The organism is Bifidobacterium sp. wkB344, assembly GCF_003688305.1.
Classification (GTDB): Bacteria; Actinomycetota; Actinomycetes; order Actinomycetales; family Bifidobacteriaceae; genus Bombiscardovia; species Bombiscardovia mizhiensis.
In genome coordinates this window covers 233,177-245,126 of sequence record NZ_NPOQ01000016.1, presented here as the reverse complement: position 1 = coordinate 245,126, position 11,950 = coordinate 233,177, and the positions used below count along the sequence as shown (strand labels likewise).

The following is an 11,950-nucleotide window of genomic DNA, read 5'->3' as shown; positions in this document are numbered from 1 at the left end:
TCTCAGTGTCTGACAGCATAATGGAATACCGGCAGTTATCAGGAAGAGGCTCACCGATGAGAGCAGGCAAGAAGACTCAAGGCTGGATTCAGTTGTGGAACCGGCCATATATGACCTTCGTGGCAGTCTTTTTCTGCGCCCTCTACGAGACAGGGATGCTGACCAGGCTGATCCTTGCCCCAAGCAGCGCCAACCAGACCCTCTACCAGGTCATGAAGTCTGCCAGCTGGGGCTTGCCCCTGTTTGTGGTCATTATTTTTCTCGCACTTGTCACCCTATGCCTGCGCCGTCTATATCCTATGGCGACCCTGCTGGTGGTCAGTGGCCTGCTTGCCCTGACTGCCGCAATCTATGGCTCGGGATGCACCTACCTGGTCATTCCCTGGATTGTCAGCATCTACGCCTGCGCGGTAGAAGCCAAGAGCGTGGCATCATTGACAGCTGGGCTGGGTAGTTCCGCCATTCTAGGCCTGTTCAGTATCGTATTCTCTGCCAATTTGCATCATGATGTCCACTTCACTGACCTTCTGTATCCGACTGGATTGACTTTCGCCCTCTGCCTGTCAGTCGCCTTCCTCTCACGCTCTGTAAGGCAGTCACGCATGTCGGAGCAGGCATTGGAGGAGGAGCGCTCACATGCTCTAACTCTGGCCCATGAGCGGGACCAGGCCATGCATCAGTCTAGGGTTGCCGCCCAACTGCATGACAGCGTGGGTCACGACTTGACCGCCATCATCGCCTTATCCGAGGGACTGGATCATGCCAGCGGAAAGCCGGAAATTGATGAGGCTATATCTGTGATTAATGACCTGGCACGGCAGGGATTGGACGACACTCGAACTGCTGTCAAAGCCCTGCAATCAGAGACAGATCCGAAAAACGACCCACAGCCGGCCACAGGGGAGAGGCATGGCTGGGAAGACATCAAACCCATCCTCGGTCACGTCCGTCAAGCCGGCATCAGCACTGCCCTGACGGAAACGGGTCATCGGCCACGGGATTCTGAACAGGCCGACCTTGCTTTCACCATCACCAGGGAGGCGATTACCAACGCCCTCCGCCACGGACAGGAGGTCAACCGTATTGTGGTCTCCTGGGATCACAACAGCCAGGGCGGCATAGATATCACCGTTCGCGATGATGGACGAATCTTGAATAACGAAGCCGACAATACCACTAGCAGTGGTACAGGTCTTGCCAGGTTAAGAGCCGAGGTGCAAGCTCATGGTGGCAGCTTCCATTCGGGTCCTGGTTCTGATGGTTGGACCTTGCAGGCCCACATACCCTCGCTAGCCGCAATGGCAGCTAACAATATAGGCATGAAGGAGAACGCATGATCCGCGTCATGATCGTCGACGACCAGCGACCGACCCGCATGGGACTGGCACTCATGGTCGCTAAGGATCCAACCTTACATGTCGTTGCGCAGGCGGCCAACGGCCAAGAAGCTTTGGATAAACTGGCCACATCCGCCGAAAATCAGCAGCCTCTGCCCGATGTGATTCTGATGGATGTGCGCATGCCTGTCATGGACGGGCTGGATGCCACCAGCCGTATCAAAAAGCTCCATCTTGAAATAAGCATTCTCATTCTGACCACCTACGACGAGGACGACTATGCGTTCACAGCTTTAGGGGCGGGCGCCTCCGGGTTCCTACTCAAGGATGTCAAGACAGCCGATCTGAACAGAGCCATCCATGCTGTACATGCAGGCGATGCCATTCTCACACCACGCATCACGGCCGAAGTGATCAGAAAAGGAGTTCCAAGGCCAAAAGCCAATGATGAATCTGAGGCTCGCCATAAATTCGCGCAACTGGGCAAACGCGAACTTCAGGTCGCTTCGCTGGTTAGCCAAGGCCTGACGAATGCGGAGATTGCCAAGCGCCTCCAGCTGCAGCCTGACTCGGTCAAAAAGACCGTCAGCCGCATACTGGCAAAACTCAAGGTCAGGGACCGGATCAACATCGCAGTCCTTTGGTATCAGGCCGATATGGCAAACCACTGAATAGCACTGAATGCAGTCTCGCTCATTCGTCGACGGAAGAGAACTACATCCGGCTGTATTTTGTGCGCCTAAATCCATAATTGGCAATAGAGTTCCGCCATTTGTAAGAATTTCTTATTACGATGCAAAGCAAACGAATGCAACGAAATCAATAGTTCTTATTCAGTTTGATCTGATGTGATCTGGCCCGCAACACATGGTCTTGCAATAATCAGATCTAAATTCCTGCGCGAACTTGTCAATATGCAAATGAGCGGGCTGAAGTATTGTCAGTCCGCCCGCTACTTTGCACTTTTACTACACACAAAGGAGGCAACTACTCACAACCTACAGATTAGAAGTCAGTAGCTCGTCTCGTCTTTATCTTGTTACCGCAAAACTGGGAGTAACTCTTAGGCAAAAGCTGCTTTCACCGCTCAGCTGGACTTCTGGGTCAGATCATACACAGTGGCGCCATCAACCGTGGTTGCGGTATAGTGCTTGGCCACCCACTGTGAGATTTGCGTGGCAGTGTCTGAGCCTCCCATCTGATGGCCGCCCATCTCACCGGCTATGTAGTAATGAATCTGCTTATCCTTCACGTACTGCTTGAACTGTTCCAAGCTGGGGTAGGGGTCGGAACCATTGAACCCACCAATGGCCATGACCGGCTTTTGAGAAGCCAGCTGATAGCCCGCCGCCTGCTGGGATCCAGTCGTGGCAGCAGCCCAGCGGTAGGAGTCAGATGACTTTTCCAGCTTGGCGACGATCTTGGAACTGGACCGGCCTCCACCAAGCAGACTTCCTCCTTTCATCCTTCTGCCTCCTGGTCCACCCTGGAATCCAGATTGGCTTCTGCGCTGTGAACGCGTGGAGGGCACACCCGAAGTGCTGGATTCCTCATGTGAGCCCGAGGAATCCTGGCCCATGGAACCTGGTCCTTGAGAACCCATGCTGGGAGGCTGTTGACTATCCGAACTACCACCGGGCATCTGGCCCTGCTTGCTCGGCTGTCCCAGCTGATCCATTGGGTCTTGACCCATTTGATATGAGCCCATGGGACCGCCGTCACCACCAGGTATGCCTTGCTGCATATTGCCAGGTGCCATGCCGCCTGCCTGACCACCACCATGATGGCTACCACCAGGAGCGCCCCCGGGCATACCACCGGGGCCGCCACCCATGCTCCCTGAAGTCAGGTTGGGTCCGGCCAGGACGATTGATCCCATGTGTCCTTGGGATACGGTGTACAGCGTCCATGCAGCAGGGCCAGCCATAAGCCCTATGACTGAGAGAATGAGGGCTACAAGAGCGAGTCGTCGTATTCGCAACAGCCCAGCCAGGGCAAAGCCGAGAGCGCCCATGAGACCGATTATGAGAATGGACCACTTCAGCCACGGAAGCCACTGGGACCGACCTGCCAGGCTGAAATCCCAAAAGGCCGTGAAGACGATAAGAATCGGCGTGACGATCCTGGCCCAGAGCTTGTCCCGGGCGATCCACAGACTGAATGCCCCGATAGCCACCAGAGCAGCTAGGGCAGGAGCCAGAGCCACGGTGTAGTACTGGTGGAAAATGCCGGCCATAAAGCTGAAAACAAGCCAGGTGACGGTCAGCCAACCTCCGAAAGCAATGACGCTGGCCCTGCGTACATCTGTACGGACAGCTCTGCCGATAACCAGCAAGCTGATGACAATACCTGCGAAAGCCAAAGGAGCCAACCAGGAAATCTGCGTTCCAAACTCTCCGCTGAACAGACGATTGAGGCCAGTATGGCCCCACTTGCTGCCACCACGACCGCCACCAGCCGGCATACCGCCTCCTTCATGGCCATGGCCAGGTATGACCGATCCTTCTTCACTGCCAGTTAGGCGTCCGAAACCGTTGTAGCCAAAGGTGAGCTCAAGGAAGGAGTTGCGCTGGGAGCCACCTATATAAGGTCTGTCGCTGGCTGGCACGATGACCGTCAGCAGCACCCACCAGCCAGCGGCGACGATCATGGAAGCAATGGCAGCCAGTGAATCCAGGATACGACGAACCATGCCTGTTGGCGATGCCAGAAGAAAAGCCAGGGCAAAACCAGGCAATACGAGCAGCACCTGCAGTTGCTTGGTAAGGAAGCCGAATCCGACCAGAGCACCGGCCAGGACCATCCACCAGGTGCGCTTTCGATTGCCAGAAGGATGGTTGGCATACTCCAGAGATCTGAGGAGCGCATGAGTAGCACCGGTCATCAGTAGCACCAGCAAGGCATCAGGGTTGTTGAAGCGGAACATGAGCGCGGCTACCGGAGTGAGCATGAAGATGAATCCGGTGACAATGCCCGCCCAGTTGCCCCAGTACCGACGCACGGTGGCATAGAGCAGGTAGGTGGTCGCCACCCCCATCAGCGCTTCCGGCAGGAGGATGGCAAAGGAACTCAGACCAAAGATGCGCACGGAAAGCGCCATCAGCCAGAGGGCTGCCGGCGGCTTGTCCACGGTGATGGCGTTCCCTGAGTCCAGGGACCCCCAGAGAAACGCCTTCCAGCTGACCGAGCCTGCCTGGGCCGCAGCTGAATAAAACTCGTTGGCATACCCGGAGGCCGTGAGGTTGATGAAGAATATTGCACAGGCTGCAAGCAGCATGACACCCAGCGCCATCCAATCCCCACGAGTCCGTCGGGGCAGAATATACGCGCGGGAAGCGTGCTCATCAGCATCTGCATCTGCGCTTGTTGATCGTGGCGGATTGAAAGTTTGTGAATGCGGGGAGAAGCCATAGATGCTGTGAGAAGCCAATGAAGCGTTCATGATAGGTGAAGTTTGCTCTTTCTGTATGAGATTTCGTTTGCTGTCAGCCGCTCAACAAGCGGCAGTTTCTTTGCCTGGATTCTGCATATGTGAATGCGGATCCTCCTCTTTGGCAGGCAAGAGGGACCCACGTAGCTCATGCTGGCGGATCTGATCCCAGACGGCAGGGGAGTCCAGGTCGACGCGAAGCTGCTCGACCGCTCGGGCCTCCATACCCTCCCTGACCCGGTGCATGCCTTCCAGATCCTTCTTCACCGTGTCTGGAATGTCGACCGTCGAGCCGGCATCCTCCACCCAACGAACAGGAAGCTCCAACATGGTCATCCCGGCCTGCTGGGCGCGCACAAGCAGCTCCGTATCGAAGAACCACTCGTCATCCTTCACCTGCGGCAGCAGGACATGTGCAGCCTGGGCAGTAATGGCCTTGAAACCGCACTGGGCATCATGAAAGGAGACCGCCAGATATGAGCGGAGCATGAGGTTGTAGGTGCGCGAAATGAATTCACGTTTGGGGGAGCGGGTGACCTGAGATTGCGGCATAAGACGCGAGCCAAAGGCGATGTCAGCCCCGCCCTGGAGCAGGGGAAGAATAAGACTGCCCGTAGAGCCGATATCGGTGGATAGATCCACATCCATATATGCCACAACTGCCGCCCTGGAGCTGAGCCAGGCCTGTTTCAGAGCGTACCCGCGACCCTTTCTGGCGAGGTGCAAGGCACGAACCTGGTTGGGGCACCAGTCACACAAGGACTTGGCTATCTGCCAACTGGCATCTGTGCTGGCATTGTCCGCAATCACGACGTTCCAGCTGAAGGGTGTCAGATCTCTGGCGTGACGATCCAGGAAGCTGCATAAGGTGGATACGGAGTCTGCCAGCTGGGCCTCCTCATTATATATGGGAATGACAATATCGGCATCGACCGCGGCTGGGCTGCCATAGTAGATAGGCGAATCAGCCTTACCCTGTAGGATTTGTCTGTTGCCAGAAGAGCGCCTGTCAGGCACATAGGACTGCCCACTAATGTTTCTTTCGAGAATGTTCGCTGTGTTCATGACTCATAGTAAACAGCGGCTTCTTGGGCTATTCCTCAAACTTATCTTTATAAACCGATTGGACTCTTTAAAAAGAATCATGAGGATTTCTCAATGTTCGCTGATACAGCTGCACCAAATAGCCACAGTCAATGCCGCAGTGTTCTCGGCCACTACGCAACTGTAGATAGCTTGCCTCTCAAAAAAGTGCCACGGACAGAGTTACCACTTAGTACTGTTTCAGCGCCTGACGACGGCATCTGTTTGAGGATATTAGTATGAATATGACATACATATTGAGAAATCAAAACCGTGCATTTTAAATAGAGAAGATAGAAGACTCTATTGCCATATGGGCAGCTTCTGCCAGTCGTCCGGGAAGCCCATTGGTTTGAGTGGAATGCCAGGATAGCGGTTCATCAGGTCTATGAAGTTTGTACGCCAATGAGTGACGCCCAGTTGCTTCAGGAGGAAGTGTTCCATGGTCAGGAATCCTGCAGGACCTTTCGACTCCTGTCGGCGGAAGGGCTCCCATTCGTTACCCCACCAGTCGGCATTTGCGGGATACAGCTTGGGTTTGATGGGTGTCATCTTCGGGTCTATGCAGTTCCAGAAGCGGTCATGGTGGGCGGTCTTATTGCGGGCGACACGGATATTCTCGAGCCAACCGCGCAACAATTTCTCATTGCCGACACCGGGCTTGTTCGACATGATTCCCAGTTGCAAGGCCAACCTGCGTTTGATGGCAGGGTCAGCACCCTTGTAGAAGATCTTCTTGAAATCGCCGTAGGACAGGCAATCCACTAGCATCCAAATGGGCGGCAGCGGATCGCAGTAGGTGCTCTTGAAATGCTTAAGCTGTGGCAGCGAAGATCGCTTGTAGTCCTTGGCTATGCCGGCAATCGCGCTCTTATGCTCTTCGGTGCTGAGTCCAGGCAGACCGGCAGGCTCAAGGTAACCGAACGGACCCGTTGCTTTGGCAAGTTCAGCAGCCATATAGCTTTTGAGAAAGACCTCGATGCTGACAATGCCATCGAAGACGATGTTACGTAGTTCCTGGTCGAACACGTACCGTTCCCAAATGGGATCCCAAGCAGTCTTCAGAAGAAAGGGCAACTTTCGTTTGCTGCTACCCACCATAGGAGTAAGGAAAGGATACCAGTAGCCCTTGAGGCGATAATAGCCTACCAACTCCAAACGATCCGCAAGGTCCTGCACGCTGATGCCTGTCAACCCATTATCCAGAAGCAGTTGGGCCAGGTCTGCAGAGTCGCGGTAAGGATGGCTGGGGTATGGGGGCAACTTGGTTGCAGTTGTGAATCCCATGTGCCCTCCGGGTAAAAAAATACCGCCATAGTATGCGTTCCACCCCGAAAGGCAGTAGAGGCAGTGGCGGCTTCTAACAGAACTTACTTTACATCGTGAGGGCGCCGAACGCAAAACTTCAAGACTCGATTGCCGCTCAGAGCTAAGGCCGAGCGTACACGGCACTCAACGAGATGACATCTCGGGCCAGACCCAGGGCGGTGGATTTGATTTTGGCCCTCTATCAGACTCCCGCAGTTGCCCTGGGTACGCTCCTTTGTGGTTCTGCACAGAACAACAGGATACCGGCAACCTCAACCCTGATCGTCCGCCAGGCCGAAGCCAGCACAAACGTCAACTGGTCCGGGTTGACTACCACGACCTACGTGATTGGACGGAAGAGGATGGCATAGAGGACTTGCGCCTGTATCAGCGCAGGAATGCATCCGCAGAGACCATCAGCATCAAGGGAAGGCGCGGCCACGTTGCCGTTGACTCTGAGAAAGAAGCTGATGACGGCTTACGCTCAGCTCAACGCCGACCCCGAAGATCTTCTGACCGATCACGAACTCACAGTTGGCGAATGAAGGGAAACGTGAAGAACGAGCGAGGCGCCGAAGATATGCAAATAGATATCAAAGGCCTGGAAATACAAATAATTCCAAGGCCTAAGACCTTGGAATCGTTGCTATTTGGTCGGGCCGGCGGGATTTGAACCCGCGACCCCTTGACCCCCAGTCAAGTGCGCTACCAAACTGCGCTACGGCCCGACGGTGCATCAGCACCGAGTAGAGATAGTAGCACAGCGTCACCGGGCCGACAACGGTCCGGCGAGTCCTGGCAAACAAGTGCAGACAGACCGAGCCCCATGATCAACTTGCTATCATGATTCTTGACGGTCGGCGCAATCCGCGTCGGCCGCAAGTCGTCCCAGCCCGGAAGGGGTTCCATGAGCACAGACGTTTTCGACCTTTCGGCCGCAAAGATGCGCGACAAGGGCATGAGCGAAGTCTCCATCAACCAGTTTAGGCACCTTTACGAAACCTGGGAACGGGGAGATGCCAAAGCCTGCGTGCGCGAAAAGGACATCACCCCGCTCAAGGACGTGCCCCGCACCAAAGACATCCACGACTCCATGGACATGGACATGGCCTTGGATGCGTTCTCCCGCACCGCCTTCATCAAGCTCAACGGCGGTCTGGGCACCTCCATGGGCCTGGAAAAGGCCAAGTCCCTGCTGCCCATTCGTCGCCACAAGGCCCGTCGGATGCGCTTTCTGGACATCATCATGGGCCAGGTGCTGACTGCCCGCAAGCGCCTAGGAGTACCCCTGCCGCTGATCTTCATGAATTCCTTCCGCACCTCCCGCGACACCATGCGCGTGGTCAAGCAGGACCGCCGCTTCGTCCAGAACGACGTACCCATGGAGATCATTCAGCACATCGAACCCAAGATTGATGCCGACACCGGCCGTCCGGTCGACTTCCCAGCCAAGCCCGATCTGGAATGGTGCCCTCCCGGCCACGGCGACATCTTCTCGACCATCTGGGAGACCGGCCTGCTGGACACACTCAAGGAGCAGGGGATCGACTACCTGTTCATCTCCAACTCCGACAACTTGGGCGCCAGGCCTTCAAGGACCCTGGCCGGTTATTTCGCGCAGTCCGGAGCGCCCTTCATGATCGAGGTGGCCGAGCGGACCGAGGCTGACCGCAAAGGCGGCCACATCGTCATCGACAAGGCCACCGGACACCTCATCCTGAGAGAGATGTCACAAGTGGATCCGCACGACCGCAGCTCGGCCATGTCCATCCGCAAGCATCCCTACTTCAATACCAACAGCATCTGGGTCAGGGTCGATGCTCTGCGCGACAAGCTGGCCGAATACGACGGGGTGCTGCCCCTACCCATTATTGAAAACCGAAAGACCGTCGATCCCACCGACCCTTCCACCAGACCCGTGGTGCAACTGGAGACCGCCATGGGCTCTGCCGCCACACTCTTTGAGGGAGCCATCTGCGTGCAAGTGGACCGCATGCGCTTCCTGCCGGTCAAGACCACCGACGACCTGTTCATCATGCGCTCCGACCGTTTCCATCTGACCGACTCCTACGAGATGGAGGATGGGAACTACGATTTCCCCAATGTCCAGTTGGATGAACGCTACTACAAGTACATCGCCGACTTCGATGAGCGATTCCCCTACGGGGTTCCCAGCCTGGCGGCTGCCAACTCGGTCACCATCGAGGGAGACTGGACCTTCGGCAGGGATGTGACCCTGTATGCGGATGCCCATTTGAGCGATCTTGGGCGTTCCTCATACGTTCCCAATGGCCAGTATGTGGGACCCCAGGGTATCGAACCGGACGAGTGGGTCTAAAGCCAGGCGCAAGAGGGTTCAGCCTGTCAAGAAAAGGGACCGTATTTGAGTGTTTGGCTCCCACGTTCCTAAAAATGAATCTATGATAGACAGATGTTCGCTAGGCGCACTAATAGTCAAAATTTTAACGATACGCGAGGACTGATGGCAGAAGGTACGAACGGAAGACGGCGTTTCTCAGATAAGTGGGGCAAACACGAACTCGATGTCCTGGCCGTCTTATCGTCCGCTTTCCCTCAATGGTTGACTTCTCGGCAGATAGCGCAGCGGGTCAAGGCCTATGCCGACTCCTATGGCGAGCTGGCCGATCAGGCCGCCAAGGCCGCCTTCGCCAAACAGTTCCAGCGTGACCGAGCCAAGCTGGCAGCCATGGGGATTGCCATCGAATCCCGCCAGCCCGAGTACTCCTCCAAGTCCGAGGGGCAGGATTTCGCCTCCTACCGCCTGCAACTGGGGGACGAGCCCCGCATCCGTATGCACTTCAACCAGGAGGACATGCCGGTGTTGGCCGCAGCCAACTATCTGGCCCGATCCATCGCCATGTCCCAGGAGGCATGCGAAGAGCCGGTCCGCCCGGCCTCGCGCACCACTCCTCGGGTGCCGCAGGTGCCCATCCCTGGTCTGGGCCTGGATTCCATAGCTCCTGGACTGGGTACCCAGCGCATTCCCGACAATCTGGTCAAGGTCATCGACTCCCGCCGCTTCGCCGCCACCGTGGACGTGGACGGAGAGAATCTGAACGTGGCCTATGCCGACTCGGACGATCTGGCCATGTTCGTCCTGGAACACCCCGATGCCTCCATCGTCAGCCCGCAGGAGGCCGCAGACGCCTTCCGGCGGCGCCTGGACGCTGCCGCCCGTTTCAAGCTGGCCGACGAATCGATAAGCCCCGGAGCGGCAACGGTGATTTCACCGGAGATCGCTCGCACCAGCGTCGAGCACTTCGCCACCGACCTCAGTGACGACGACACCGACCTTCGACATGCCCGTCGTGCCAGCGCATCCTCCTTCCAGACCGGGTCCGAGGTGGACCGTCGACTGCGGCTCATGCTCTTCCTGTCCGCACACCTGGGCGAGGAGTTCTCCCTGGCCGAGCTGGCCGAGCGCTTCATCGGCCACCCCAACAGCAAGGAAGAGCTGCGCAAGTACGTCAACACCATCCACAAGGACATCAACACCCTGACCACGGTCTCGGACGACGGGGAGATGGCCGGCAGCCAGTTCTTCGACATCGACTGGTCCCTGCTGGACGACAGTGGTATCGTCTCGGCCACCAATTCACTGGGGCTGGAACGGCTGGCTGGCATTTCGCCCCAGTACCTGAGCATGCTGACCGCCTCGCTCAACTATCTGGCCCACTCGCCCCTGTTGCCCGAGCAGTCCAGGACCCAGGCCGAGTCGCTCTACCAGCGCCTGCGCACGCACGTAGGGCCTGGTGAGACACCCTGGCTCTCCCTTACCGGGTATGAGACCGAACCCAAGAGCTTCTCAGTGGTTCGCCGAGCCATCAAGACCGAGTCCTTGCTGGACATGGAGTACACGGACGCCGCCGGCCGGACCCGCCGTAAGGTGGTGGCCCCTGCCAAGATCTTCGTGGATGAGGGTGTCTACTATGTCGCCGCCTGGACCGATATCGGCGACGCAGCAGAGGGCACTGAGGCTGCGGACGCGCCCTCGGATTCCAGCCGCCACCTCAAGCAGGGCACCGGGCGCAACCGGCAGTGGCAGGTTCTGCGAATCGCCAGAATCGAACATGCGACCATCGTCAAGCCCAGCCACAAGGTGGAGTTCCCCGACGTGCCGGTCAGCGAGCTGCGCAAGTGGTCCTTCGACAATGGCACGGCCGCGGTCTTCATCACCGACCGGCCGGACCTGCCCTACATCAAGTCCCTGCCGGGTGCCTCGGTGGAGCCCTGCGGTTCCGGTCAGAAGGTTCACCTGACCGTCTCCTCGGACTCCTGGTTCGTGGCCTTCTGCATCGCCCACGCCAAGCACATCACCGCAGTGGCGCCCAAGACCCTGCGCACCATGATCCTGGCCCGTGCCCAGCGCGAGATCACCATCAGCGACGCTCACGACAAGGAGCAGGACCGGCACTAGTCCCGGTCGGAGAGGAGTTCCATGCCTGGATGGATCTGGATCCTTCTGGTGATCTTCATGCTGGCCATGCTGATCGGTGGAGCCGTCTACGCCATCCGTCACGCCATGGCAGCCAGCCGCTCGATCGGGCGGGTTTCGGACGATCTGAACCGCCATATGCCCCAACCTCCGGAGGCGGGGCAGTCCCAGGCAACGGATAGGACTGAGGGCCCGGCCTTCGCCCTGCCCCTGTCGCAGTCAACCGAGCGATACAGCCAGGCCCATGCCCTGGTCCTGCAACGCAAGGAGCAGCGCAGGAGGAACCATGGCCGCATCTGGCGGCGGTGGAAGCAGTTCAATAAGTAGTTCTTGGAG

The 11,950-nt window shown here is 57.3% G+C and carries 8 protein-coding genes and 1 tRNA gene; 5 read left to right on the top strand and 4 right to left on the bottom strand.

Features of this window, described 5'->3' with window-relative positions:
- Positions 1 to 110 precede the first annotated feature (110 nt).
- A complete protein-coding gene (locus tag CI601_RS05620; protein WP_183129773.1) occupies positions 111 to 1,337 on the top strand; it encodes a sensor histidine kinase in 1,227 nt (408 codons plus the stop codon).
- Positions 1,334 to 2,008, top strand: coding sequence for a response regulator transcription factor (locus CI601_RS05615; protein ID WP_121914626.1), 675 nt, complete (start codon positions 1,334 to 1,336; stop codon positions 2,006 to 2,008). The genes CI601_RS05620 and CI601_RS05615 overlap by 4 nt, the downstream gene beginning before the upstream one ends.
- A gap of 416 nt (positions 2,009 to 2,424) precedes the next feature.
- Here CI601_RS05615 and CI601_RS05610 read toward each other — a convergent pair whose 3' ends face one another.
- The 4 genes from CI601_RS05610 to CI601_RS05595 form a co-directional block, all read right to left on the bottom strand.
- Entirely contained in the window at positions 2,425 to 4,629 is a 2,205-nt protein-coding gene (locus CI601_RS05610) for a glycosyltransferase family 39 protein (protein WP_259465334.1), read from the bottom strand.
- A 201-nt stretch (positions 4,630 to 4,830) separates the two neighbouring features.
- Positions 4,831 to 5,832 carry a dolichyl-phosphate beta-glucosyltransferase gene (locus CI601_RS05605; RefSeq protein WP_121914624.1) on the bottom strand — a complete coding sequence of 334 codons (1,002 nt, stop codon included), beginning with the start codon at positions 5,830 to 5,832 and terminating at the stop codon, positions 4,831 to 4,833.
- A gap of 321 nt (positions 5,833 to 6,153) precedes the next feature.
- Positions 6,154 to 7,137 carry an Abi family protein gene (locus CI601_RS05600; RefSeq protein WP_121914623.1) on the bottom strand — a complete coding sequence of 328 codons (984 nt, stop codon included), beginning with the start codon at positions 7,135 to 7,137 and terminating at the stop codon, positions 6,154 to 6,156.
- 672 nt (positions 7,138 to 7,809) lie between these two features.
- A tRNA-Pro gene (locus CI601_RS05595) sits at positions 7,810 to 7,886 on the bottom strand.
- A 179-nt stretch (positions 7,887 to 8,065) separates the two neighbouring features.
- Here CI601_RS05595 and CI601_RS05590 point away from each other — a divergent pair.
- From CI601_RS05590 to CI601_RS05580, 3 genes are all read left to right on the top strand, one after another.
- Positions 8,066 to 9,496, top strand: coding sequence for a UTP--glucose-1-phosphate uridylyltransferase (locus CI601_RS05590; RefSeq protein WP_121914622.1), 1,431 nt, complete (start codon positions 8,066 to 8,068; stop codon positions 9,494 to 9,496).
- Positions 9,497 to 9,640: 144 nt separating this feature from the next.
- Positions 9,641 to 11,596 carry a YafY family protein gene (locus CI601_RS05585; RefSeq protein WP_024627703.1) on the top strand — a complete coding sequence of 652 codons (1,956 nt, stop codon included), beginning with the start codon at positions 9,641 to 9,643 and terminating at the stop codon, positions 11,594 to 11,596.
- Positions 11,597 to 11,617: 21 nt separating this feature from the next.
- Entirely contained in the window at positions 11,618 to 11,941 is a 324-nt protein-coding gene (locus tag CI601_RS05580; RefSeq protein WP_121914621.1) for a hypothetical protein, read from the top strand.
- Positions 11,942 to 11,950: the final 9 nt, after the last annotated feature.

Bases quoted from the DNA above. Each gene is read 5' to 3' on its own strand.
- CI601_RS05620 (WP_183129773.1), top strand. From the start codon at position 111: ATGACCTTCGTGGCAGTCTTTTTCTGCGCCCTCTACGAGACAGGGATG.
- CI601_RS05615 (WP_121914626.1), top strand. From the start codon at position 1,334: ATGATCCGCGTCATGATCGTCGACGACCAGCGACCGACCCGCATGGGA.
- CI601_RS05610 (WP_259465334.1), bottom strand. From the start codon at position 4,629: ATGGCGCTGGGTGTCATGCTGCTTGCAGCCTGTGCAATATTCTTCATC.
- CI601_RS05605 (WP_121914624.1), bottom strand. From the start codon at position 5,832: ATGAACACAGCGAACATTCTCGAAAGAAACATTAGTGGGCAGTCCTAT.
- CI601_RS05600 (WP_121914623.1), bottom strand. From the start codon at position 7,137: ATGGGATTCACAACTGCAACCAAGTTGCCCCCATACCCCAGCCATCCT.
- CI601_RS05590 (WP_121914622.1), top strand. From the start codon at position 8,066: ATGAGCACAGACGTTTTCGACCTTTCGGCCGCAAAGATGCGCGACAAG.
- CI601_RS05585 (WP_024627703.1), top strand. From the start codon at position 9,641: ATGGCAGAAGGTACGAACGGAAGACGGCGTTTCTCAGATAAGTGGGGC.
- CI601_RS05580 (WP_121914621.1), top strand. From the start codon at position 11,618: ATGCCTGGATGGATCTGGATCCTTCTGGTGATCTTCATGCTGGCCATG.